The sequence below is a fragment of the Kineococcus rubinsiae genome, from assembly GCF_011839805.1.
GTDB lineage: Bacteria > Actinomycetota > Actinomycetes > Actinomycetales > Kineococcaceae > Kineococcus > Kineococcus rubinsiae.
Map to the genome: position 1 here is coordinate 79263 of NZ_VWPY01000011.1, position 22920 is coordinate 102182.

Annotated in this window: 24 protein-coding genes and 1 riboswitch; of the genes, 8 read left to right on the plus strand and 16 right to left on the minus strand. The window is 75.1% G+C overall.

What is annotated here, in order from left to right:
* Positions 1 to 97: 97 nt before the first annotated feature.
* Both leuA and F1544_RS24190 read right to left on the minus strand, forming a co-directional pair.
* Complete coding sequence (gene leuA / locus F1544_RS08670) at positions 98 to 1837, minus strand: 2-isopropylmalate synthase (RefSeq protein ID WP_167584270.1); 1740 nt, start codon at positions 1835 to 1837, stop codon at positions 98 to 100.
* Positions 1838 to 2075: 238 nt separating this feature from the next.
* Positions 2076 to 2258, minus strand: coding sequence for a hypothetical protein (locus tag F1544_RS24190; RefSeq protein ID WP_167584272.1), 183 nt, complete (start codon positions 2256 to 2258; stop codon positions 2076 to 2078).
* Between the two features lie 57 nt (positions 2259 to 2315).
* Between F1544_RS24190 and F1544_RS24195 the strand changes: the two genes are divergently transcribed.
* On the plus strand, positions 2316 to 3077 hold the full coding sequence (locus F1544_RS24195; RefSeq protein WP_167584273.1) for a trans-aconitate 2-methyltransferase: 762 nt from the start codon (positions 2316 to 2318) through the stop codon (positions 3075 to 3077).
* A 36-nt stretch (positions 3078 to 3113) separates the two neighbouring features.
* Here the strand turns inward: F1544_RS24195 and F1544_RS08685 are convergent, their stop codons facing one another.
* From F1544_RS08685 to F1544_RS08725, 9 genes are all read right to left on the minus strand, one after another.
* Positions 3114 to 3923, minus strand: a complete 810-nt coding sequence (locus F1544_RS08685; RefSeq protein ID WP_167584275.1) for an ABC transporter permease — start codon at positions 3921 to 3923, stop codon at positions 3114 to 3116.
* Positions 3920 to 4981, minus strand: a complete 1062-nt coding sequence (locus F1544_RS08690) for an aliphatic sulfonate ABC transporter substrate-binding protein (protein ID WP_308469956.1) — start codon at positions 4979 to 4981, stop codon at positions 3920 to 3922. Before F1544_RS08690 ends, F1544_RS08685 begins: the two co-directional genes overlap by 4 nt.
* A 106-nt stretch (positions 4982 to 5087) precedes the next feature.
* Positions 5088 to 5894 (minus strand): ABC transporter ATP-binding protein, encoded by an 807-nt coding sequence (locus tag F1544_RS08695; protein ID WP_373368066.1) that lies wholly within the window; start codon positions 5892 to 5894, stop codon positions 5088 to 5090.
* 64 nt (positions 5895 to 5958) lie between these two features.
* Positions 5959 to 6067: riboswitch (SAM riboswitch) on the minus strand.
* Between the two features lie 29 nt (positions 6068 to 6096).
* Positions 6097 to 6987 carry an MBL fold metallo-hydrolase gene (locus F1544_RS08700; RefSeq protein WP_208971517.1) on the minus strand — a complete coding sequence of 297 codons (891 nt, stop codon included), beginning with the start codon at positions 6985 to 6987 and terminating at the stop codon, positions 6097 to 6099.
* On the minus strand, positions 6984 to 9080 hold the full coding sequence (locus tag F1544_RS08705) for a phage holin family protein (RefSeq protein ID WP_167584277.1): 2097 nt from the start codon (positions 9078 to 9080) through the stop codon (positions 6984 to 6986). The genes F1544_RS08700 and F1544_RS08705 overlap by 4 nt, the downstream gene beginning before the upstream one ends.
* 4 nt (positions 9081 to 9084) lie before the next feature.
* Positions 9085 to 10041, minus strand: a complete 957-nt coding sequence (era, locus tag F1544_RS08710) for a GTPase Era (protein ID WP_167584279.1) — start codon at positions 10039 to 10041, stop codon at positions 9085 to 9087.
* Positions 10034 to 11461, minus strand: a complete 1428-nt coding sequence (locus tag F1544_RS08715; protein ID WP_167584339.1) for a hemolysin family protein — start codon at positions 11459 to 11461, stop codon at positions 10034 to 10036. Before F1544_RS08715 ends, era begins: the two co-directional genes overlap by 8 nt.
* A 7-nt stretch (positions 11462 to 11468) precedes the next feature.
* Entirely contained in the window at positions 11469 to 12005 is a 537-nt protein-coding gene (gene ybeY / locus F1544_RS08720; RefSeq protein ID WP_167584281.1) for an rRNA maturation RNase YbeY, read from the minus strand.
* Positions 12006 to 12012: 7 nt separating this feature from the next.
* Complete coding sequence (locus tag F1544_RS08725) at positions 12013 to 13095, minus strand: PhoH family protein (protein ID WP_167584283.1); 1083 nt, start codon at positions 13093 to 13095, stop codon at positions 12013 to 12015.
* Between the two features lie 314 nt (positions 13096 to 13409).
* Between F1544_RS08725 and ppk2 the strand changes: the two genes are divergently transcribed.
* Positions 13410 to 14210, plus strand: coding sequence for a polyphosphate kinase 2 (gene ppk2, locus F1544_RS08730; RefSeq protein ID WP_167584285.1), 801 nt, complete (start codon positions 13410 to 13412; stop codon positions 14208 to 14210).
* Positions 14211 to 14242: 32 nt separating this feature from the next.
* On the opposite strand, the gene F1544_RS08735 is transcribed toward ppk2, so the two are convergent.
* Positions 14243 to 14611 (minus strand): VOC family protein, encoded by a 369-nt coding sequence (locus F1544_RS08735; protein ID WP_167584287.1) that lies wholly within the window; start codon positions 14609 to 14611, stop codon positions 14243 to 14245.
* A gap of 60 nt (positions 14612 to 14671) precedes the next feature.
* On the opposite strand from F1544_RS08735, the gene F1544_RS08740 reads away from it, so the two are divergent.
* Complete coding sequence (locus tag F1544_RS08740; RefSeq protein WP_167584289.1) at positions 14672 to 15115, plus strand: MarR family winged helix-turn-helix transcriptional regulator; 444 nt, start codon at positions 14672 to 14674, stop codon at positions 15113 to 15115.
* Between the two features lie 36 nt (positions 15116 to 15151).
* Here the strand turns inward: F1544_RS08740 and F1544_RS08745 are convergent, their stop codons facing one another.
* Together F1544_RS08745 and F1544_RS08750 are read right to left on the minus strand one after the other, a co-directional pair.
* The gene (locus F1544_RS08745) at positions 15152 to 16192 is read right to left on the minus strand and encodes an NAD(P)-dependent alcohol dehydrogenase (protein ID WP_167584291.1); all 1041 of its coding nucleotides are present in this window, start codon (positions 16190 to 16192) and stop codon (positions 15152 to 15154) included.
* Positions 16193 to 16270: 78 nt separating this feature from the next.
* Positions 16271 to 17170, minus strand: a complete 900-nt coding sequence (locus tag F1544_RS08750; protein ID WP_167584293.1) for an oxidoreductase — start codon at positions 17168 to 17170, stop codon at positions 16271 to 16273.
* Between the two features lie 61 nt (positions 17171 to 17231).
* Here F1544_RS08750 and F1544_RS08755 point away from each other — a divergent pair, with 61 nt between their 5' ends.
* Positions 17232 to 17822 carry a TetR/AcrR family transcriptional regulator gene (locus F1544_RS08755; protein ID WP_167584295.1) on the plus strand — a complete coding sequence of 197 codons (591 nt, stop codon included), beginning with the start codon at positions 17232 to 17234 and terminating at the stop codon, positions 17820 to 17822.
* Positions 17823 to 17875: 53 nt separating this feature from the next.
* Here the strand turns inward: F1544_RS08755 and F1544_RS08760 are convergent, their stop codons facing one another.
* Positions 17876 to 19072, minus strand: coding sequence for an AI-2E family transporter (locus tag F1544_RS08760; RefSeq protein ID WP_167584297.1), 1197 nt, complete (start codon positions 19070 to 19072; stop codon positions 17876 to 17878).
* Between the two features lie 88 nt (positions 19073 to 19160).
* On the opposite strand from F1544_RS08760, the gene F1544_RS08765 reads away from it, so the two are divergent.
* The 3 genes from F1544_RS08765 (at position 19161) to F1544_RS08775 (ending at position 21708) form a co-directional block, all read left to right on the plus strand.
* Positions 19161 to 20039 carry an aminotransferase class IV gene (locus F1544_RS08765; protein ID WP_208971518.1) on the plus strand — a complete coding sequence of 293 codons (879 nt, stop codon included), beginning with the start codon at positions 19161 to 19163 and terminating at the stop codon, positions 20037 to 20039.
* Between the two features lie 73 nt (positions 20040 to 20112).
* Positions 20113 to 21198 carry an alkene reductase gene (locus tag F1544_RS08770; protein ID WP_167584301.1) on the plus strand — a complete coding sequence of 362 codons (1086 nt, stop codon included), beginning with the start codon at positions 20113 to 20115 and terminating at the stop codon, positions 21196 to 21198.
* A gap of 87 nt (positions 21199 to 21285) precedes the next feature.
* A complete protein-coding gene (locus F1544_RS08775) occupies positions 21286 to 21708 on the plus strand; it encodes a VOC family protein (protein WP_167584303.1) in 423 nt (140 codons plus the stop codon).
* A 30-nt stretch (positions 21709 to 21738) separates the two neighbouring features.
* Here F1544_RS08775 and F1544_RS08780 read toward each other — a convergent pair whose 3' ends face one another.
* Positions 21739 to 22101 (minus strand): HIT domain-containing protein, encoded by a 363-nt coding sequence (locus F1544_RS08780; protein ID WP_167584305.1) that lies wholly within the window; start codon positions 22099 to 22101, stop codon positions 21739 to 21741.
* A 96-nt stretch (positions 22102 to 22197) separates the two neighbouring features.
* Between F1544_RS08780 and F1544_RS08785 the strand changes: the two genes are divergently transcribed.
* Positions 22198 to 22746 carry an RNA polymerase sigma factor gene (locus F1544_RS08785; RefSeq protein WP_167584307.1) on the plus strand — a complete coding sequence of 183 codons (549 nt, stop codon included), beginning with the start codon at positions 22198 to 22200 and terminating at the stop codon, positions 22744 to 22746.
* Positions 22747 to 22920 lie beyond the last annotated feature (174 nt).

A 22920-nucleotide genomic window follows, 5' to 3' on the forward strand; every position in this document is an offset into this window, starting at 1 on the left:
GGTCGATGACAGAAGCATCCTCCCGCACACTCTCACGGGCGACGAGCCCCTGACAGCCGATCACGGCGACTGCCCGCCCGTGCCGACGCGACGGGCCTCAGCGCAGGGCGCGGTTGACCGCCGAGACGATGGCCTTCAGCGACGCCGTGGTGATGTTGGGGTCGACCCCGACGCCCCACAGCACGCGGTCCTCGACGGCGCACTCGACGTAGGCGGCGGCGCGCGCGTCGCCACCGGCCGAGAGCGCGTGCTCGGCGTAGTCCAGGACGCGCACGTCCACGCCGTCCAGCGAGGCCAGCGCCGCGCAGAAGGCGGCGATCGGGCCGTTGCCGGTGCCGTGCACCGTCACAGGGCGGCCCGCGTCCAGGAGCGTCACCTCGAGGGCGTCGGCCCCGTCGACCTCGCTGACCGAGCGCGTCGAGCGCAGCGCGAAGCGGCCCCAGTCCGGGGTGCCGCTGGGCGAGGGCAGGTACTCGTCGGTGAAGATCGAGAAGATCTCCGCGCCGGAGACCTCGCCGCCCGCGGCGTCGGTGCGCTCCTGCACCACGCGGCTGAACTCGATCTGCAGCCGGCGCGGCAGGTCGAGCTGGTGCTCGCTCTTCAGCAGGTACGCGACCCCGCCCTTGCCGGACTGGCTGTTGACCCGGATGACGGCCTCGTAGGTGCGGCCCACGTCGCGCGGGTCGATGGGCAGGTACGGCACCGCCCAGGGGATCTCGTCGACCGTGACGCCCGCGGCCGCGGCGTCGCGCTCCATGACCTCGAGGCCCTTCTTGATGGCGTCCTGGTGGGAGCCGGAGAACGCCGTGTAGACGAGGTCGCCGCCGTAGGGGTGGCGCTCGGCCACCGGCAGCTGGTTGCAGTGCTCGACCGTGCGGCGGATGCCGTCGATGTCGGAGAAGTCGATCTGCGGGTCGATGCCCTGGCTGAACAGGTTCAGGCCCAGGGTGACCAGGCAGACGTTGCCGGTGCGCTCGCCGTTGCCGAACAGGCAGCCCTCGATGCGGTCGGCGCCGGCCTGGTAGCCGAGCTCGGCCGCGGCCACCGCGGTGCCGCGGTCGTTGTGCGGGTGCAGGGAGAGGATGACGTTCTCGCGGTGCGCCAGGTTCCTCGACATCCACTCGATCGAGTCGGCGTAGACGTTGGGCGTCGCCATCTCCACCGTCGCGGGCAGGTTCACGATGACCTTGCGCTCGGGGGTCGGCTCGAACACCTCGACCACGGCGTTGCAGATGCGCAGCGCGAACTCCAGCTCGGTGCCCGTGTAGGACTCCGGGGAGTACTCGTAGGAGACCGCCGTCTCTGGGATCGACTCCTCGAACTTCCGGCACAGCCGGGCGCCCTGCAGGGCCAGGTCGACGATGCCGTCCTCGTCGGAGGCGAAGACCACGCGCCGCTGCAGCACCGAGGTGGAGTTGTAGAGGTGGACGATCGCCTGCTTCGCGCCGCGCAGCGACTCGTAGGTGCGCTCGATGAGGTGCTCGCGGGCCTGGGTCAGGACCTGGATGCGCACGTCGTCCGGGATCAGGCCGTCCTCGATCAGCGTGCGGACGAAGTCGAAGTCCGTCTGGCTGGCCGAGGGGAACCCGACCTCGATCTCCTTGTAGCCCATGTCGACGAGCAGCTGGAACATGCGCAGCTTGCGCTCGGAGTTCATCGGGTCGATCAGCGCCTGGTTGCCGTCGCGCAGGTCGACGGCGCACCAGCGGGGGGCGGTCTCCATGCGGCGGTCGGGCCACGTCCGGTCCGGCAGGTCGACGGCGATCTGCTCGTGGAACGGGACGTACTTCGCGATCGGCATCGCGGAGGGGGTCTGGGTGTTCTGCACGGTCTTCATCTCCTGGTGCGGGGGCCTCGAGCGGTGTCGGCCGGCGCGCACGACGAGGTCCCGCGGCAGGGAGACCGGCCTAGCAGGCCCCGCCGCGGCAGCGAAGGAGGAGGCTCGCCGCTCGGATCACGTGGTCACCCTACGCGCCGGGCGGGGAGGGCGTCCACGTGAGGCGGCGGCGAGCCTCCTCCGGTGCTGCTGGTCCTGCGGGTGGTGGCGGTGGTGCCGCCGGCGGGTGCTGCGGGTGTCAGGTGCGCGGGTTCAGCTGCTCCGGGTCGCCGTCGGGGTCCGCGTCGCCGGCGGCGGTGTCGGCGGCGACACCGTCCTCGCTCTCCACGCCGCGCTCGTCGCGCGGGTTGAGCTGGCCCGGGTCGCCGTCGGGGTCCTGCTCGGTCGTCGTGTCGGTGCTCTCGTTCGGGGCGTCGGTCATGGGCCCACCCTGTACCCGCTGCCCCGTGCGCGCCGCCCGAGGGGCAGGCTGTGGCCCGTGCAGTGGGACCCGACGCAGTACGCGCGCTTCGCCGACGACCGCAGCCGGCCCTTCCACGACCTGCTGGCCCGGGTGGGGGCGGACGCCCCGCGGGAGGTCCTCGACGTCGGCTGCGGCAGCGGGGAGCTCACGGCGACGCTGGCGCGGCGCTGGCCGGGCGCCCGCGTGCGCGGCGTCGACTCCTCCCCCGAGATGGTCGCCCGCGCGCCCCGCGACGCCGGCGTGGAGTTCTCCGCGGGGCGGGCCGAGGAGGTCGACGCCCGGGGCACCGACGTGCTGGTGAGCAACGCGGTCCTGCAGTGGGTGCCGGGCCACGAGCAGCTGCTGGCGCGCTGGGCCGGCGAGCTGGCGCCCGGCGGCTGGCTGGCGGTGCAGGTGCCGAGCTCCTTCGCGGCGCCGTCGCACCGGCTGATGCGCGAACTGGCCGCGTCGCCGCAGTGGGCGGACGCCCTGGCCGGGGTCCTGCGCGGCGACGACCCCGTCGCCTCCCCGCCGGCCTACCTGGAGCTGCTGGCCGGCGCGGGTCTCGAGGCCGACGTCTGGCAGACGGAGTACCAGCACGTCCTGCAGGGCGAGGACGCCGTCCTGGAGTGGTTGCGGGGCACGGGACTGCGCCCCGTGCTGGGGGCGTTGGACGACGCGGACGCGGCGGCGTTCACCGCGCAGTACCGCGCCCTGCTGCGCGAGGCCTACCCCCCGCGCCCCTGGGGCACGCCCTTCCCGTTCCTGCGGACGTTCCTCGTCGCCCGCCGGCCCTGAACCTCCGCAGGATCCTGATCCCGCGGCGGTCCGCCCTCAGCTGCGGTTGCGGGCGATCCGGCGCTCGACCAGGGAGAGCACCACGTCGGACAGCTTGCCCAGCAGCGCGAGCAGCAGGATGGCCAGGAGCAGCTGGTCGGTGAGGCCCTGGTTCTGCCCGTTCGTCATCTGGAACCCCAGGCCGACCGAGGAGGAGATGATCTCCGCCGCGACCAGGAACAGCCAGCTCTGGGCGAGGCCCAGGCGCAGCCCGGACAGCAGCGACGGCGCGGTGGCGGGCAGCAGGATCTCGGTGAACAGCCCGATGCCCCGGCGGCCGTAGGCGCGACCCACCTCGACCAGGGCGGGGTCGAGGTGGCGCAGCGCCGAGAACACCGTCGTGTAGACGGGGAAGAACGCGCCGATCGCGATCAGCACGATCTTCGGCGGTTCGCCGAGCCCGATCCACAGGCCCAGCAGCGGGACCCACGCCAGGGACGGGACGGCGCGCACGGCACCCAGCGTCGGCGACAGCATCCGGTCGAGCGTGCGCGACAACCCGGTCAGCCCGCCCAGCAGGACCCCGAGCGACGCCCCGATCGCGAACCCGATCAGCACGCGCTGCACGCTGATCGCGATGTTCGTCTGCAGCGTGCCGTTCAGCCACAGCCGCCGGGCGGCGTCCAGGACGGTCAGCGGGGGCGGCAGCTGGTAGGCGGAGAAGATCCCCAGCGTGGAGGACAGCTGCCACGCGACGAGCAGGAGCAGGGGCACGACGGCCCCGAGCAGCCACGACCCGCCGCGCGGCCGGCGGCGCGCGGCCGGCACCCCCACCGCGGCGGGCGCCGGGCGCGTGGCCGAGCTCACGCGGCGGCCTCGTCGGCGAAGCTCGGCTCGAGCAGCCCGTCGAGCGCCTTGCTGACGACGTCCTCTGAGGAGGCCCCGCCGATCTGCACCATCAGCGGGATGATCCCGGTGAGCACGGTGCGCTGCGCGTCGCCGGGGGCGAGGTCGCCGTCGAGGCGGGTGCGCTCCAGCACCAGCGCGGCCACCTCGGGCGACAGCTGCGCGGCCTCGGCGTAGAGGGCCGCGAAGTCCGCGGAGTTCGCGAGCGCCCAGGTGCGGGCCTGCGCGTAGGCGTCGACGACCTGCTGCGCGAGCTCCGGGGACTTCTCGAGGAAGTCCTCGCGGGCGTTGAGCATCCCGTAGGTGTTGAAGTCGACGTTGCGGTACAGCAGCGTCGAGCCGGCCTGCAGCTGCGAACCGGCCATGTTCGGGTCCAGCCCCGCCCACGCGTCGACGTCCCCGCGCTCCAGCGCCGCGCGGCCGTCGGCGTGCTGCAGGTTGAGGATCTCCACGTCGCCCGCCGCGACCCCCGCCTGGGCCAGCGCCTGCTGCAGGAAGAAGTACGGGTCGGTGCCCGTGGTGGCGGCGATCTTCTTGCCGCGCAGCGACGGCACGTCCTCGACCGGGGAGTCCTTGCCGACGACGAGGGCGGTCCACTCCGGCTGGGAGTAGACGGCGATGCTCTTCACGGGCGAGCCGTTGGCGCGCGCCTGCAGCACGGCGGAACCGGCCGTGGACGCGACGTCGAGGTTGGCGTTGCGCAGGAACTCGTTGGCCTTGTTGCTGCCCGCGGACTGCTCCCACTGCACGGTCAGGCCGGCGTCCTCGAGGATCTTCTGCTGCTTCACCACGAGGCTCAGCGGGTTGTAGAGCGCGAAGTCCAGGCGCACGGTGCCGCCGGCCGAGGCGCCCGAGGAGCTCGCGGCCGCGGCGGGCGCGGTGCCCGAGGAGCTCTCCCCCTGCACGCAGCCGGTCGCCGTGAGGGCGAGACCGCCGAGGACGGCGCCGAGGACGCCCCGGCGGCCGATCGTCGCGGAGCCGATCGTCGCGGGGCGGGTGGGGGTGGGGCGCAGGGACACGGGTTCTCCAGGGGTGACGCGCGGGGGCGCGGAGCGGGGGTGGTGCGGCACAGGGGGTCGAGCGGGGTGGTGCAGGGGGCGGGCCGGGGTGCGGCCCGCCGCGGGGTCAGCGGCGCTGCGCGCGGGGGACGCCGAGCAGGTCGAGCAGGTCGACGCGCAGGGCGGCGAGGTCGGCGTCGGCGCGGTCGCGGGGCCGGGGGGCCTCGACGTGCACGTCCCGGACCACGCGGGCCCCGGCGCCCTCCTCGGGCACCCCGAGAACGACGACCCGGTCGGCCAGGTGCAGGGCCTCGTCGACGTCGTGGGTGACGAGCAGGACGGTGGCCCCGGTGCCGCGCTGGACGTCGTCGAGGAGGTCCTGCATCCGCAGCCGGGTGAGGGCGTCGAGCGCGGCGAACGGCTCGTCGAGCAGGAGCACGCCGGGGCGCCGCACGAGCGCGCGGGCCAGGGCGGTGCGCTGCGCCATGCCGCCGGAGACCCGGCGCGGGCGGTGCCCCGCGAAGCCCTCGAGGCCCACGGTCTCCAGCCAGCGCAGCACCTCGGCGCGGCCCTCGGCGCGCGGGGTCCCCGGGGGCAGGCCCAGGGCGACGTTGCCGGCGAGGTCGCGCCAGGGCAGCAGCCGGGGTTCCTGGAAGACGACGGCCGCGCGGCCGGAGACCCCGCGCACGGGCGTGCCGGCCACCTCGACGGCTCCGGACGTGGGGCGGTCGAGGCCCGCGACCATCCGCAGGAGCGTCGACTTGCCGCAGCCGGAGGCGCCGAGGAGGGCGACGGTGCTGCCCGCCGCGACGTCGAGGTCGACGGCGTCCAGGACGCGGTGGGAGCCCGAGGCGGTGGGGAACTCCCGGCCGACCCCGCGCAGGGTGACCGCGGCGGCGCTGATCCCCGTCGGGGCGCCCGGCGCGGCGCCCACGGGGGACGTCGCCCGGGAGGGCTGGGGCAGGGTCAAGCGGTCAGCGGGTACGGCGGGCACAGCTCCTCCATCGGTCCTGGCGTGAGCACCGTCCGCGAGGGGTCCCGTGCGGGGTCCCAAGGAGGTTGCTGCGGCGTCGTCGAGCCAGGTCTCTCGGCCGCTCTGGATGGTTGCCCCATCAAAGGCGAGGCCCCGGCGGCTGTCAAACCGTGGGGGGGCCGTCCAGGGGTGCCCGGCCGACGACGCGGCCGGTGGCGTCCAGGCGCAGCACCTCGCCGTGGCGCAGGAGGACCGCGGTGCTCGTGCCGCCCGCCGCGACCTCGGCCGCGAACCGGCGCCCCGGCTCGACGAAGCGGTCGCCCATGGTGCGGCCCAGCGCGACGGGGTGCAGCGTCCCCCAGTGCACGGGCACGGCCAGGCCGGGGCGCACGCGGGTGACGAGGTCGGCGGCCTGCCGCGGGTCCAGGTGGTGGGGGCCGAGGGTGTGGCCCCAGCCGCCGACGGGCACGAGCGCGACGTCCGGCGCGCGGCCGCCCGCAGCCAGGACCGCGGTGTCGCCGGGGAACTCGCCGGTGTCCCCCACGGCCCACAGCAGCAGGTCGTCCGGGTCCCGCCCGGGCAGCGCGCCGGGCACCCGGAGGAGGTGGCCGACGGCCTCGCCGTGCGGGGGCGCGCCGTCCAGCCCGCCGAGCGTGCGGTGCCCCGCGTGGTGAGCGGGCAGCGCCGTCACGACGACGTCGACGTGGCCGCCAACGCTGCGCCGCAGCGGCAGCGTGCGCTGCTCGCCCACCGCGACCTCCACGACGGTGCTCGGGCCGCGGCCCAGCCGGCGCTGCAGCCACGGACCCGCGCCGGGGGGCGCCACGACCCAGTCGGCGCGCAGCCGCCGCAGCGAGGGCAGGTCGCAGTGGTCGTGGTGCAGGTGGGAGACCAGCGCCAGCTGGCAGCCCGCGGAGTCCTCCCGCGGGGACAGCGGCGGCCGGCGCCGCAGGTGGGCGAGGCCCTTGCGCAGCACCGGGTCGGTGACGATCCGGACGCCCGCGGCGTCCAGGGTGGCGGTCGAGTGCCCCAGCCAGCGCAGCACGGCGCTCACGTCGCCTCCACCCCTCCGGTCGCCTGCGGGCTGCCTGCCCGGCGCACGCCCGCGGTGCGCATCCAGCGCACCAGCTGGTCGTGCACGGCCTCGGCGCCCACGAGGACCTCCTCGCCGGGCACGCTGCGGTCGAGCAGGTCGGCGTCGACGGCCCACGCCGCCGGGTGCACCAGCACGGCGTCGTTCTGCCAGCCGCCCAGGCCGCCGTGGGAGCCGACCTGCTCCTCAAAGGCGTGCACCTCGCCCGTGGCCGCGTCGATGGAGGAGTGCACCAGCAGCGCGGGCGCGGTGGAGAACTCCAGCACGCGGCGCACCTCCCCCGCGGCCCGCGGGCCCGCCACCGCCAGGGGGTCGACGCCCGTCACCCGCCCGGTCACGAGGTCGTGCTCGCCCGCCGCACCCAGGGCCACGAGGGTGTCACCGCGGCGGCCGGCCACGAAGCCGACGCCCGGCGTGGCCAGCAGGCCCGGCACGAGCGCCGGCCAGCGCTGCGCGAGCGCCTCCAGCGGCAGCCGGCCGCCGGGGGCGTCGGGGACGCTCAGCAGGGCCGTGCAGCCGGCGGTGACCAGGACGGCCGCGTCGGGGCCCGCGTCGGCGTCGGTGTCCGGTTCGTGGCGGGCCTCGGCGCGCTCGGCGCTGGCGTGCGGGCCCAGGTCCCTGACGAGGACGTCCACGCGGCCGCGGACCTCCGCCCCGGCGGCCGTGGTGACCCGCGGCTCGTGCTCGTGGGCCGTGCGGCGCAGCAGGTCCGCGACCACGTCGGTGATGCGGCGTCCGGCCACCTGCTCGAACGTCTCGCCCTGCGACTGGCCGTGGTCGGACAGGACGACGAGGGAGTACTCCCGCGGCGAGACGGCGGCCACGTCGGCGAGCGTCTGCAGGACCCGGTCGACCCCGGACAGCGCGTCGAGGGACTCCGCGCGGGCGACGCCGGCGTGGTGGGCGACCTCGTCGTAGTCGACGAAGTCCACGAACACCACGGGGCGGCCCTGCACGAGCTCCTCGGCCACGAGGGAGACGTTGAGGTCGCGCAGGAGGCCGTTGCTCAGCGCCCGCAGCAGGACGTACCAGCCGCGGCGGCGGATGCGGGGCTCGACGCGGCGGGCCCGCTGCTGCCAGCCCTGGTAGAGCTCCTTGACGACCTCGCCGACGGTGAGGACCAGGCTGCGCGCCAGGACGAACGGGCGCACGACGTAGCGCAGGTAGGGCCGCCCGGAACCCCCCGCGCGCGAGGTGGAGACCACCAGGTGGGCGTGGCCGGCCTCGCCCGAGAACACGTTGCCGATGCTCGCGCCGTCCTCGGCCAGCAGGCCCGTGCGGCCCGCGGCGTGCGCGGCGGCCCGCGCGCGCCGCTCCAGGACGGCGGCGTCGGCGGGGCGGTTGGAGACCAGGACCCGGCGCAGCTCCGGGTCCCACCAGCGGAACGCGGGCACGTCCAGCGTCGAGCCGTGCAGCAGGCCCGCCTGGCTGGCCGGGGTCGTCGAGGGCAGCTGCGCGCGCCAGCCGACGGCCTGGTGCGTCCCCGAGCGCAGCCAGCGGGCGAGGGTGGGCAGCGTCCCGGCGTGGATGCCGAACCGCAGCAGCGGCATGGACAGCCCGTCGATCTGCACGACCAACAGCCCGGGCGGGCCGGGGTGCTGCGGGCGGACGCGGCCGCCGCGGTGCAGGATCTCCGAGACCACCCAGCGGCTGTCGTTGGCGCCCACGAGCCACCGCGCGACGACGGCCACGAGCCCCGTGACCAGGTAGACCTGCCACAGCACGCCCAGGGACGTCAGGTCCAGGCCGGGCACGGCGGTCAGCGCGGTGTGCAGCAGCAGCAGCTGCACGACGACGCCCACGAGGACCGTGGCCAGCGGCCCGACCACCGCGACGAGCGGGCCCAGCAGCGGCCGCACGACGAGGTCGCCGACGCCCAGCACCGCCGCGGAGCCCAGCAGCCAGAACGGCGAGGAGTACTCCACGCCCGCCACGACGTGCACGGTCACCCACAGCGCGAGCGCCGTCGGCACCAGGCTCAGCAGCCCGTCGCGCGCGTCGCGCGCCGTCAGGACCCAGCGCGTCCCGCTCGGCCACCAGCGCCGCCGTGCCACGGGCTCAGAAGCCCAGGCGCTGCAGCTGCTTGGGGTCGCGCTGCCAGTCCTTGGCGACCTTGACCCGCAGGTCCAGGTGCACCTTCGAGCCGAGCAGCGCCTCGATGGAGCGGCGCGCGCGCGTGCCGACGTCCTTCAGGCGGGCCCCGCCGCGGCCGATCATGATGCCCTTCTGGCTGTCGCGCTCCACGTACAGCCAGACGTGGACGTCGAGCATGGCGTCCTCGGGCTGCTGACCGGGCAGCGGCTCGCGCGCCGCGATCTCCTCGACGACGACGGCCAGGGAGTGCGGCATCTCGTCACCCAGGCCCTCCAGCGCGGCCTCGCGGACGAGCTCGGCGACCATGACGGCCTCGGGCTCGTCGGTGAGGTCGTCGTCGGGGTACATCCGCGGCCCCACCGGCAGGTGGGAGAGCAGGACGTCGGCGACGACGTCGACCTGCTCGCCGCGCACGGCCGAGGTGGGCACGACGTCGGCGAAGCCGCCGAGCAGCTCCTCACCCATCCGCGTGGCCGCGAGCAGCTGCTCCGCGACCTGCTGCTTGGACGCCTTGTCGGTCTTGGTCACCAGTGCGACCTTGGTCGAGCGCGGCGCCGCGGCGAGGGCCTGGGCGATGAACCGGTCGCCCGGGCCGATCTTCTCGTCGGCCGGCAGGCACAGGGCGACGACGTCGACCTCGGACAGCGTCTCGTGCACGAGCTCGTTCAGCCGCTTGCCGAGCAGGGTGCGCGGGCGGTGCAGGCCCGGGGTGTCGACCAGGACGAGCTGCGCGTCGGGGCGGTGCACGATGCCGCGGATGGTGTGCCGCGTCGTCTGGGGCCGGCTGGACGTGATCGCGACCTTCTGGCCGACGAGCGCGTTGGTCAGCGTCGACTTCCCGGCGTTCGGGCGGCCCACCAGGCAGGCGAACCCGGAGCGGTGCGCGGGGCGCGCCTGCTCCGGCCGTCGCGGCTCAGACATCGGAACGCTCCCGTCCACGCGCCTCGTGGCGCTGCTCGTGCTTCTGCTCGTTGCGCTGCTCCTGGCGGTGCACGCGCTGCTCCTCGCGGGCCTCGGCCCGGGCCTCGGCGCGCTCCGCGCGGGTCGGCTCGCGGTCCTCCTCGGGCTCCGGGTCGGGTTCGACGCGGTGCACCAGGACGGTGCGGACCTGGTTGCGGCGCCCGCCCTGGCGGTCGGCCTCCAGGCGCAGGCCGTGCGCCGTGGCGGCGGCCCCCGGGACGGGGACCTCGCCGAGCGCCTTGGCCAGCAGTCCGCCCACGGTGTCGACCTCCTCCTCGTCGATCTCCAGGTCGAACAGCTCGCCCAGGTCGTCCACCCCGAGCCGCGTGGAGACGCGGTAGCCGCCGTCCTCCAGCGGTTCCACCTCCGGCGTCTCGCGGTCGTACTCGTCGGCGATGTCGCCGACGATCTCCTCGATCGCATCCTCGATGGTGACCAGGCCCGCCGTGCCGCCGTACTCGTCCACGACGATCGCCACGTGCGTGGTGTCGCGCTGCATCTGCTTCAGCAGGTCGTCCACCGGCAGGCTGTCGGGCACGAAGACCGGCGGCCGGGCCACGGCCTCGGCGACGTCGGCGCGCGCCGCCGCCGGGTCGCTGTGGAAGCGGCGCGCGACGTCCTTGAGGTAGACGATGCCGATGACGTCGTCGGCGTCGTCGCCCACGACGGGCATCCGGGAGTAGCCCGAGCGCAGCAGCAGGGCCTCGACGTCGTGCAGGCCGGTGCCGCGGCGCACGGACACCACGTCCGTGCGGGGCACCATGACCTCGCGCACGAGGGTGTCGCCGAGCTCGAAGACCGAGTGGATCATGCGGTGCTCGCCGGCCTCGATGACCGAGCTCTCCCCGGCCAGCTCGACCATCTCGCGCAGCTCCGCCTCCGAGCCGAACGGGCCCTGGCGCAGCCCGCGGCCGGGGGTGACGGCGTTACCGATGAGCACGAGCAGCTGCGCCACCGGGCCCAGCAGGCGGCTCAGCGGGCCGAGGACCGGCGCGGCCAGCAGGCCCACCGTCTCGGCGTGCAGGCGCCCGAGGGTGCGGGGGCCGACGCCGACGAGGACGAAGTCCAGCGCCGACATGCCGAGCCCCGCGAGCAGCAGGACCAGCCACCACGAGTCCACGGCGCTCGCGACGACCACCGTGACGCACACGGCGGCCGCGGTCTCGGCGACGACGCGGAGCAGCGTGCACACCGTGAGCACGGGGGCCGGGGACTCCAGGACGCGCAGCAGCGCGGCGCTGCCCTGGCGCTCGTCGGCCTCCAGCTCGCGCGCGCGGCGGCGCGACGTGCCGGCGATGGCCGACTCGGCGGCTGCGATGAGGCCCGCGCCGACGACGAGGACCAGCGCGAGCAGCAGGAGGGGGACGGCGGGGGCGCCCACGGCCACGTCAGTCCTTCGAGCCGGCGGGCGGGCCCGACAGGGCGCGGTGCCCGACGGTCGGGGTCGGGTCGCCGGGGCGCCCGATGCTCGCGAGGAAGCCCAGGACGAGGCGGCGCTGGAGCGTGAACATCTCCCGCTCCTCCTCCGGCTCGGCGTGGTCGTAGCCCAGCAGGTGCAGGATCCCGTGCGTCACGAGCAGCAGGACCTCGTCGGCCGTGGCGTGCCCCGAGGCGGCGGCCTGCTCGGCCGCCACCTGCGGGCAGACGACGACGTCGCCCAGCAGCCCCGGCTCCGACGTGCCGCCCTCCCGGCCCGGCCGCAGCTGGTCCATGGGGAAGGACATGACGTCGGTGGGGCCCGGCTCGTCCATCCACTGCACGTGCAGCCGCGACATGGCCTCGGTGTCCACGAGGAGCACCGACAGCTCCGCCAGCGGGTGCACGCGCATCTCCTCGAGCACGTGCCGGGCCAGGCGCGACACCTCCACGGTGTCGACGCCGCGGCCCTCGGCGAAGGAGCTCTCGTCGACGACGTCCACGCTCACGCCCGGGTCACCGGGCCCGGTTGCGGGCGGCGTTGCGCTCGGCGCGCTCGCGCACGACGGGCGAGCCCGACTCGTCCCAGCGCTCGTAGGCCTCGACGATGTCGGCGACCAGGCGGTGCCGGACGACGTCGCTGCTGGTGAGCTCCGAGAAGTGCACGTCGTCGACGCCCGCGAGGATCTCGCGCACGATCCGCAGGCCCGACGTGGTGCCGCTGGGCAGGTCGACCTGCGTGACGTCACCCGTCACGACGATCTTCGAGCCGAACCCGAGGCGGGTGAGGAACATCTTCATCTGCTCGGGCGAGGTGTTCTGCGCCTCGTCGAGGATGATGAAGGCGTCGTTCAGGGTGCGCCCGCGCATGTAGGCCAGCGGCGCGACCTCGATCGTCCCGGCCGCCATCAGCCGCGGGATCGAGTCCGGGTCGAGCATGTCGTGCAGCGCGTCGTAGAGCGGGCGCAGGTACGGGTCGATCTTGTCCGTGAGCGTGCCGGGCAGGAAGCCCAGCCGCTCCCCCGCCTCGACGGCCGGCCGGGTCAGGACGATGCGGTTGACCTGCTTGGCCTGCAGCGCCTGCACGGCCTTGGCCATCGCCAGGTACGTCTTGCCGGTACCGGCGGGGCCGATGCCGAAGGTGATGGTGTTGGCGTCGATGGCGTCGACGTAGTGCTTCTGGTTGACCGTCTTCGGCCGGATCGTGCGACCGCGGCTGGAGAGGATGTTCAGCGTCAGGACGTCGGCGGGGCGCTCGGCGCCCGTCCCCGCCGCCTGGGCGCGCAGCATCGAGACGGAGCGCTCCACGGCGTCGGGCGAGAGCTGCTGCCCGGACGCCAGGACCGAGGTCATGGAGTCCACGAGGCGCTCGACGAGGGCGACCTCGCCCGCCGCGCCGGTCACGGTGATCTCGTTGCCGCGCGCGTGGACGTCGGTGCGCGGGAAGGACCGCTCGAGGACCCGCAGGAGCTCGTCGCGGGCGCCCAGCAGGGAGACCATCGAGACCTCGGGGGGCACGACGATCGTGTGCCGGGCCGTCGCGGGCGGCTGGACGGCGGCGTCGCCGGAGGAGGAGGTGGGTCGGTCGGTGCTGTTCATGGGCGCCCTGGCGGGCCGTTCGCCTCCGCGGAGAGGGGATGGGTCGACGGGCTCAGTCTACCGATCAGGAGGCGCCCGGGCGCGGGCTGACGGCGGGCTGCTCCCGCCGCGGGGAGGACGCCCGCCGCCGGCGCCCTCCCGCACTGGGCCGGCGGCGCCCCCGCGGGGCGCGGCCCGCCCCCGAGCGCGGGGTCGACCCGGCGCCCCGACCGCGCCGCGCACGGGCTGCCGTCGGAGGTCGAACGGGCCCTCCTCGCGCCCGGTCGGCGTGCCAGGGTGTGAGGAGGGTTCGCACAGGGTCGAGGAGGACTGACGTGGCGAAGGTCGAACGGGTGCCGAGGAAGGCCTACGAGGCGGAGCTGCTGCGCCTGCAGGCCGAGCTCGTCGTGATGCAGGAGTGGGTGCGCCGCAGCGGGGCGCGCGTGGTCGTGGTCTTCGAGGGCCGCGACGCCGCGGGCAAGGGCGGCACCATCAAGCGCATCACGGAGTACCTGAACCCCCGCTCGGCCCGCGTGGTCGCGCTGCCGGCGCCGGACCCGCGCGAGAAGGGTCAGTGGTACTTCCAGCGCTACGTCGCGAACCTGCCGACCCGCGGGGAGATCGTGCTGTTCGACCGCTCCTGGTACAACCGCGCCGGCGTCGAGCGGGTCATGGGCTTCTGCACGGAGGAGGAGCTCGCCCTCTTCCTCGACCAGGCGCCGCAGCTGGAGCGGATGCTGGTCGCCGACGGCACCGTCCTGCTGAAGTACTGGTTCTCCGTCAGCGACGAGGAGCAGGAGCGCCGCCTGCAGTCGCGCCTGGAGGACCCGATGCGGCGCTGGAAGCTCTCCCCGATGGACGTCGAGTCGCGCAAGAGGTGGGTGGAGTTCTCGCGCGCGAAGGACGAGATGTTCGCGCGCTGCGACATCCCCGAGGCGCCGTGGTGGGTCGTCGAGGCCGACGACAAGCGCGCCGCCCGCCTGAACTGCCTGAGCCACCTGCTGAGCCAGGTCCCCTACGAGCCCGTGGAACCCCTGGAGCTCGTCCTCGGGCCGCGGCCCACCGGGGAGGACTACCGGCGCCCGCCGCGCGAGAGCTCCCGCCACGTCCCCGACGTGACCGGGGACCTGCGCTGAACCCTGCCCTGGAGCCTGCGCGGGCGCCTGCGTCAGGCGCGGTCGTGCAGCGTCACGTGGTAGCCGTCGGGGTCGGCGAAGGTGAACGTCCGGCCGAAGGGGCCGTCCACCGGGGCCGAGACGATCGGGTGGCCGTCGGCGCGCAGGGTGTCGTGGATTGCCTGGACGTCGCTGGCGTGCAACCAGATCCCCGCGCCCAGGCCGGGCCGGGGGCCGGCGGCGAGGTCGGTGCCGGGGACGACGTCGCGCAGGGCGAACGCGATCGGCGTGGTCTGGAAGACGACGGCGTGCGGCGGCCCGGCCGGTGACCGGACGAGGCCGAGGTACTGCTCGTAGAACGCCTGCGAGGCGTCGAGGTCGCTCGCCTGCAGCGAGATGAAGTCGGGGCCGGTGACGGGCACGGGTTCTCCTCCGGTTCGTGTCAGGTTCCTGACACGAAGACGGTATGTCAGGATGCTGACATGAGTCAAGACGGCGTCGACCTCGAGACCTCGCTGGGCTACCTGCTCAAGGAGGCGTCGAGCGCGCTGCGCGCCGCCATGGAGGACGTGCTGCGCCCGCTCGGGATGAGCGTGACGCGCTACTCCTGCCTCGAGCTGCTGGCCCAGCGGCCGGGCCTGTCGAACTCCGAGCTCGCGCGGGGTGCGTTCGTGACCCGGCAGTCGATGAACGTCCTGCTCCAGACCCTGGAGGAGGAGGGCCTCGTGACCCGGCCGGCCAGGGCGCCCGTGGGCAAGGTGCTCCCCACGCGGCTGACCCCCCGCGGGCGCCGCAGCCTGCAGGGGGCCACCGCGGCGGTCCGCTCCGTCGAGGCCCGGATGCTGGCGGGCATGGGCGAGCCCGAGCAGGCCGCGGCGTTCCGGGCCCTGCGCAGCATGGTGGACGCCCTGCGCGACGGCGGCTGAGACCGCGTGGACAGCGGCGTGCTGGACCAGCCCAGGTCAGAGCGAGGGCACGACCACCGCGCGCCCGTCGAGGGTCCCCGCGTGCAGGCGCTCGTAGGCGCGCGGCGCGTCGGTGAGGGAGAACACCTCGGTGTGCACGTCGAGCACCCCGGCGTGGGCGAGCTCCACGAGCTCGATGAGCTCGGAACGGCTGCCCCAGTAGGGCACGCTGACCGAAGCCTCGAACGGGACGGTGCCGAAGCCGAGGTGCGCGGTGCCCCCGCCGATCCCGACGATCGTCACGTCGGAGTCCACGTCGGCCACCGCCAGGGCCGTCGCGATGGTCGGGTCCACGCCCACGAAGTCGAGGACCAGCTGCGCGCCGCGGCCCCCGAGCAGGGCCCGCACCTCCGCGGCGGCGTCCGCGGTGGACAGCACGACGTCGTGGGCGCCGACGGCCGTGGCCAGGGCCAGCTTCTCCTCGCTGACGTCGAGCGCGACCACGCGGGCGGGCGACAGGTGCCGCAACAGCTGGATGGCCAGGTGCCCCAGCCCACCCGTGCCGATGGCGACGGCCGTCGAGCCCGCCCGCAGCTTCGGCAGGGACCGCTTGATCGCGTGGTACGGCGTGAGGCCGGCGTCGGTGAGCGGGACGGTGGCGACGGGGTCGAGGTCCCCGATCGGGACGAGGTGGCGCGCGGAGTCCACGAGCAGGAGGTCCGCGAGCGCCCCGGGCGCCCCCAGCCCGGGCGGCTGGATCCCGAGCTCCGCGGCGCGCGGGCAGTAGTTCTCCCGGCCCTGCGCGCAGGCGTGGCACGTCCCGCAGCCCCAGGGGCCGTAGACGACGACGGACGTGCCGATCTCGAGCCCCTGCACGCCGGGGCCGAGCTCGGCGACGCGCCCCGCCCCCTCGTGCCCCAGGGTCAGCGGGAGGCCGTAGGTGTACTGCTCCGCGGGCAGGCCCATGACGAACGCGTCGGAGTGGCAGATGCCCGCGGCGGTCACCTCGAGCAGGACCTGCCCCGGCCCGGGCACGGGCCTCTCGACCTCGACGACCTCGGGCGGGGCACCGATCTCCCGGTACTGGACTGCGCGCACGGCCTGCTCCTCGCCTCGGGGTGCCGCGAGGTTCCCACCGGGAGGGCCCCGCCGCACGCGCGGGCGCCAGGCCGGCGCTCAGCCGGCGACCGGGGTGAGCGGGAAGCTCACGCCCGTCAGCGCCTCCGAGCGGGTCCACAGCTCCCGGGCCACGGCACCGTCGGCGGCGGCCGCGGACCGGCCCACCAGCGTGGGCATGCCGCGCATCTCCTGGAACCCCGAGGGGCCGACGTAGCCGGCGGGCGGGACGTCCGCCGTCGCGGCGTGCAGCGTGGGCAGGGCACCGCCCTCCTCGCTCTGCGCGAGGAACCGGTTGCCGACCCGCATCAGCGCGCCCGTGACCGGGTTGCCGGTGCGGGACTGCAGGTTGGTCGCCGCCCAGCCCGGGTGCGCCGCGGTCACCAGCACGGGCGAGCCCGCCTCGAACAGACGGCGCTGCAGCTCCAGGACGAACAGCAGGTTGGCGAGCTTCGACTGGCCGTAGGCGGCGTACGGCGAGTAGCGGCGGTGCTCGAAGTTCAGGTCCGCCAGGTCGATCCGGCCGGAGCGGTGCAGCCCGGAGGAGACGACGACCACGCGCTCGCGCACGTGCGGCAGCAGCAGGTTCGTCAGGGCGAAGTGGCCGAGGTGGTTGGTGCCGAACTGCGACTCGAAGCCGTCCGCCGTGCGCCCCTGCGGCACCGCCATGATCCCGGCGTTGTCGACGAGCAGGTGCAGGTCGCCGGACCACCCGGCCGCGAACTCGCGGACGGAGGCGAGGTCCGCCAGGTCGAGGCGGCGGACCTCGAAGGAGCCGGGGAAGTCGTGGGTCGCCGCCCGGCCGCGGGCCGGGTCGCGCACGGCGAGGACGACGTGGGCGCCGGCGCGGGCCAGCTCGCGGGCGGTGATGCGCCCGAGGCCGGAGTTCGCGCCGGTGACGACGGCGGTGCGGCCGCTGAGGTCGGGGAGGACGGGGTGGGAGGACGCGGGAGAGGGCATGACCTCAATGTAGCCACCGTCTACAAAGCAGTCAACGGCAACATCTCGCTACCCTGGGCCCATGGCCACCCGCGCGTACCACCACGGCAACCTGCGCGAGGAGCTCCTGGACCGTGCTGAGCGCACGGTGGTCGAGCAGGGGGTCGACGCCCTGTCGCTGCGCGAGCTGGCCCGCGAGGTCGGGGTCAGCCACGCCGCCCCGCGCCGGCACTTCGCCGACCGCGACGCCCTGCTGGACGCGCTCGCGGAGCAGGGCTTCGCCCGCCTCGGGGTCCAGCTGCGCGGGGCCCTCCTCCCCGACGACGACGCCTTCGCCGCCCGCTACGTCCGCGTCGCCACGGCCTACGTGGACTTCGCGACCGAGCACGCCGAGCTGCTCGCGCTGATGTTCCGCGGCAAGCAGCGGCCGGGGGCGGAGGCGGTCGCGGTCGCCGCCGACGCGGCCTTCCGGCCCCTGTTCGGCCTGGTCGCCGAGGGCCAGGCCTGCGGGGCCCTGGCCGCGGGCGACGGCGAGGACGTCGGCATCCCCCTGTACGCCGGGCTGCACGGCCTGGCGTCCCTGCTCACCGCGGGCGTCCTGCCGGCGGAGCGGCGCGGTGAGCTGATCGAGGGGGTCTGCGCGGCCGGGCTGCGCGGCGCCGCACCCCGCTGAACGACCCCCCGCTGACCGGCCTCCGCTGGAACTCCTCGGCTGAGCGGTCCGCGTCAGCGGGCCGGGTGCGCGCCCGCGCCCGGGAGCCGGGCTTCCGCCGGCCCGGCGTCCACCGGCCGCTCGTCCTCCCCCACCGTGACCTCGGCCTTCGGGCGGCCGCGGCGGTGGTCCCACACGTCGCGGGCGATGACCTGGGCGATGCTCGCGATCGGGATGGCCAGCAGCGCACCGAGGATGCCCGCGAGCTCGACGGCCAGCAGGATCGCCACGATGACGGTGAGCGGGTTCAGCTTCACCGTGCGGGAGAAGATCAGCGGCTGCAGCAGGTGGTTCTCCAGCTGCTGGTAGACGAGGAAGAACACCAGGACCGCGATCCCCGCCGGCACGGAGTGCACGAGGCCCGCGACGACGGCCACGACGGCGCCGATCGTCGCGCCCACCAGCGGGATCAGGTCGGCGATCGCGACGAAGAGCGCGATCAGCCCCGCGAACGGGACCCCGGCGATCTTCAGCACGACGTAGGTGAGGACGCCGCAGATCGCGCTGATGAGCAGGTTCCCCGAGATGTACCCGGTGACGGACTTCGCGCAGTCCGCGCCGACGTGGCGCAGCCGCAGGGCGGTCGGCGGGTGGAACAGGTTCGTGAACCCGTCGACGACCTTGGGACCCTCCAGCACCATGAGGAACGCCAGCACGAAGATCGACGCGGCCCCGGCGGCCCCGGTCGCGACGCCGCTCAGGACGCCCGCCGCGGGGGTGGTCAGGCCCGTGGCGAAGGACCGGATCCGGTCCTGGTTGTCCTGCACGTAGGTCAGGGCGTGGGTGCGCTGCAGCAGGTCCCCGACCGGGCCACGGCCGGCGCGCGCGTCGTCGACCAGCTGCGGCAGCTGACCGGCGAACTTCGTGCCCTCCTGCGCCAGCGGGACGACGAAGACGGTGCCGACCGCCGCCAGCAGCAGCACGATCACGACGAAGACGATCAGCGTGGCCAGGGAGCGGCGCCTGCCGCCCAGCAGCCTCCGCTCGACCCAGCCGACCACGGGGTACAGGGCGACCGCGAAGAACGCCGCCACGATGATCCAGGTGATCACCTGCAGCGTCTGCAGGACGACGTACAGGACCAGCGCGGTCGCCAGCAGCAGGCCGATGGTGGTCAGGATGGTGCGGACGGTGCCCGAGGACGGTGCCCGCTCGTCGGAGATGCCGCCGAGGGCCGTCACGTCGCGGGGGGTTCCTGTGCTCTCGCTCACGAAGGACGATGGTGAGGGGGGACGACGGCGCCCGCGAGTCGAGACCCGTTCCTGCGCAGCGGACCGTCGCGTCGAGCAGGATGGGCCCGTGATCCTTCGAGACGAGACGGTGCAGACGGGCGTGCGGCGGCGGACGGCGGTCCTGGGGACCGGCGAGGTGGCCTGGGACGCGGCCGTCGTCGGCGCCGACGACCTGGGCCTGGGCCGCGGGGACGGCTGCTTCGAGACGCTGCGCGTGCTGGGCGGGACCCCGCCGCGCCTGCTGCACCTGGCGGCGCACCTGGACCGGTTCGAGCGCTCCGCCCGGGCGCTGGACCTGCCGCGGCCCGACCGCGACGCGTGGACCGCCCTGGCCGAGGAGGTCTGCACCGAGCTGGCCGACGGCCAGGAGGCCGCCCTGCGGCTGCTGCTGACCCGCGGCACCCCGGGCGGCGGGCCGACGGGCCTCGCGACCCTGCGCCCCGTCGCGGCGGAGATCGTCACCCAGCGGGCCACGGGCGTCGACGTCGTCACCCTCGACCGCGGCACGGCGCTCGCCGCCCACGCCGCCGCGCCGTGGCTGCTCGGCGGCGCGAAGACGCTGTCCTACGCCGTGAACACCGCCGCGCTGCGCGAGGCCGCCCGCCGCGGCGCCCAGGACGTCCTGTTCACCACCCCCGCCGGTGAGGTCCTCGAGGGCCCCACCGCGACGGCGCTGTGGCTCGCGGACTCGGAGCTGCGGACCGTCCCGCCGGGCGCCACGGGGATCCTCGCGGGCACCACCCAGCGGGCGGTGTTCGCGGGCGCGCAGGCGGCGGGCCACCCGACCGCCGAGCGCACCGCGACGGTGGCCGACCTGCAGGGCGCGGACGCGCTCTGGCTGGTCTCCAGCGTCCGCGGCGCGGTCGAGGTCGCCACCCTCGACGGCCGCGTGCTGCCGCGCCGGCCCGAGGTGACCGCGTCGGTCCGGTCCTGGCTCGAGGGCTGAGCCCGCGGAACAGTCCGGCGGCCCAGGTGGTTGAAGAGACGACCACCTGCTCCAGACGGAAGGCCCCCGCACCGTGAACCTGTTCTCCCCCGTCGCCCTCGGCGACCTGCAGCTGCCCAACCGGGTCGTCATGGCCCCGCTCACGCGACTGCGCTCCGGCGAGCAGGGCGTCCCCGGTCCCGTCGTGGCCGAGCAGTACGCCCAGCGCGCGAGCTTCGGCCTCATCGTCGCCGAGGGCACCTACCCGTCGCACGAGTCGCAGGGCTACGTCGGCCAGCCGGGCATCGTCACCGACGAGCAGGTCGAGGGCTGGCGCGCCGTCACGGCCGCCGTGCACGCCCGCGGCGGGCGGATCGTCCTGCAGGTCATGCACGCGGGCCGCGTCTCCCACCCCGACATCACGGGCGGGCGGATCGTCGCGCCGAGCGCCATCGCCATCCAGGGCGAGGTGCACACCGCGACGGAGAAGCTGCCCTTCCCGGTGCCGCACGCGCTGAGCACCGAGGAGGTCCGCGCCACGGTGCGCGACCTCGTCGCGGCCTCGCGCCGCGCCGTGGACGCCGGCTTCGACGGCGTCGAGCTGCACAGCGCCAACGGCTACCTGCTGCACGAGTTCCTCTCCCCCGCCGCCAACCAGCGCGACGACGTCTACGGCGGGACCCCGGAGAACCGGGCCCGCCTGACGCTCGAGGCCGCCACGGCCATCGCCGCCGAGATCGGCGGGGGCCGCGTCGGCGTGCGCATCTCGCCCGCGCACAACATCCAGGACGCCTTCGAGAAGGACCCCGCCGACGTGCTGGCCACGTACGGCACGCTCGTCGACGGCCTGGCCCCGCTGAACCTCGCCTACCTCAGCGTCCTGCACGCCGAGCCGGCCGGGGAGCTGGTGCAGGAGCTGCGCCGCCGCTTCAACGGCCCCCTCATGGCCAACAGCGGGTTCGGCGTCGTCACGAGCCGCGAGGAGGCCGTGGCCCTCGTGGCCGACGGCGTCGCGGACGCCGTCGCCGTGGGGCGCATGGCCATCGCGAACCCCGACCTGGTCGAGCGCTGGGAGGGTCAGCACGCCGAGAACCAGCCCGACCCCTCGACGTTCTACGCCGAGGGCGCGACCGGCTACACCGACTACCCGTTCCTCGAGGACGCCCACCAGGACGCCTGAGCGACCCGCACCGGCTGGGGCCCGTCACCGCGTGCAGCGGTGGCGGGCCCCCGCGCGTGGGCGGGGTGCGCGTGCGAGGGTGCGCCCATGACCATCACGACGACCGGCTTCAACCACGTCAGGCTGACCGTCACCGACCTCGCCGCCTCGCGCGCCTTCTACGACCGGCTCTTCGGCTGGCCCGTGGCCTTCGAGGTCCCCGCGGACGCCGACGAGGCCACCCGCGCCTCCCTCGGGTTCCTCTTCGGCGGGATCATCTACGCCGTCCCCGGCGGCCTGCTGGGCCTGCGCCCCGTGGCCCCCGAGGGCGACGGCTTCTCCGAGGACCGGGTGGGGCTCGACCACCTGTCCCTCACCGTGGGTTCGCCCGCCGAGCTCGACGCCGCGGTCGCGCTGCTCGACGAGGTCGGCGCCCCGCACGAGGGCGTCAAGGACCTCGGGAGCATGCTCATCCTGGAGTTCCGCGACCCCGACGGCATCGCTCTGGAGCTGTCCGCCGCGCGGGACTGACCCTGCGGCGCAAGGTGTGACGGCGTGGGGTCAGCCGGGCGGCCAGGTGAAGTCGCGTCCACCCAGGACGTGGCCGTGCACGTGGAAGACCGACTGCCCCACGCCCGCACCGCTGTTGAAGACGAGGCGGAACTCCCCGCCGGACTCGGCGTCCGCGATCTGCTGGGCCACCGCGACGAGGCGGGCCAACGTCGCGGGGGCCGCGGCCGCGAGGTCCGCGACGGTCTCGTAGCGCTCCCGCGGGATCACCAGCACGTGCAGGGGCGCCTGCGGGTTCACGTCGCGGAAGGCGACGACGAGGTCGTCGGCGTGCACGATCTCGGCGGGCACCTCCCCCGCGACGATGCGCAGGAACAGGTCGTCGGGGGCGCGTTCCGCCCGGGTGCCGCTCATGCCCGGCGAGGGTAGTCGTGATCTCCTCGGGTTGGATGTCAACCGTGAGTGACCGTCGCCCGTCCTACCGTGGTGCAACACCTGCGAGAGCACGACGTGAGTGACCGGGCCGCCGCGGCGGCACCCGGCGAGGACCCTCGCGCCTGGGACGCCGACACGGCCGTGACCGTCCTGTACGCCTCCCACTGGCGGCGCCTGGTCGGCCTCGCCCTGCTGCTCGTCAAGGACGGCGCCAGCGCGGAGGAGGTCGTGCAGGACGCCTTCGTCGCGCTGCACCGCCGCTGGGGCCGCCTGGACGACCGCGCGAGCGCCGTCGCGTACCTAAGGCAGTCGGTCGTCAACGGGGCCCGCGACGTGCTGCGCCATCGCGAGGTCGAGGACCGCCGCCGGCCGCTGCCCGACCCGGAGCCCGAGGGCCCGGAGGAGCGTGCGGTGCGCTCCGCCGAGCACCGCACGGTCCTCGCGGCCCTGGACGCGCTGGCCCCGCGCCAGCGCGAGGTGCTCGTGCTGCGCTACCACGCCGACTTCTCCGAGCAGGAGATCGCCGAGTCCCTGGGCATCAGCCGGGGAGCCGTCAAGACCCACGCGCACCGGGGCCTCAGCGCCCTGCGGGCCGCCGTGGCGACCACCGAGGAGCGCTCATGAGCAAGGACACGACCCCGGCCGGCCCGCTGCCCGGCGACGAGGACCCGACCGTGCGGTCGCTGCGCGAGGCCATGGCCGCCCGGGCGGACGCCGCCGCCCCGGGTGACCGGCTCGGCGAGATCCGCGGCCGGGCCCGCGCCCGGCGCCGCGCCTCGCGGGCCTGGACGGCCGTCG

Bases quoted from the DNA above. Each gene is read 5' to 3' on its own strand.
- leuA (WP_167584270.1), bottom strand. From the start codon at position 1,837: ATGAAGACCGTGCAGAACACCCAGACCCCCTCCGCGATGCCGATCGCG.
- F1544_RS24190 (WP_167584272.1), bottom strand. From the start codon at position 2,258: ATGACCGACGCCCCGAACGAGAGCACCGACACGACGACCGAGCAGGAC.
- era (WP_167584279.1), bottom strand. From the start codon at position 10,041: ATGTCTGAGCCGCGACGGCCGGAGCAGGCGCGCCCCGCGCACCGCTCC.
- F1544_RS08725 (WP_167584283.1), bottom strand. From the start codon at position 13,095: ATGAACAGCACCGACCGACCCACCTCCTCCTCCGGCGACGCCGCCGTC.
- F1544_RS08740 (WP_167584289.1), top strand. From the start codon at position 14,672: ATGAGTCAAGACGGCGTCGACCTCGAGACCTCGCTGGGCTACCTGCTC.
- F1544_RS08750 (WP_167584293.1), bottom strand. From the start codon at position 17,170: ATGCCCTCTCCCGCGTCCTCCCACCCCGTCCTCCCCGACCTCAGCGGC.
- F1544_RS08755 (WP_167584295.1), top strand. From the start codon at position 17,232: ATGGCCACCCGCGCGTACCACCACGGCAACCTGCGCGAGGAGCTCCTG.
- F1544_RS08775 (WP_167584303.1), top strand. From the start codon at position 21,286: ATGACCATCACGACGACCGGCTTCAACCACGTCAGGCTGACCGTCACC.
- F1544_RS08780 (WP_167584305.1), bottom strand. From the start codon at position 22,101: ATGAGCGGCACCCGGGCGGAACGCGCCCCCGACGACCTGTTCCTGCGC.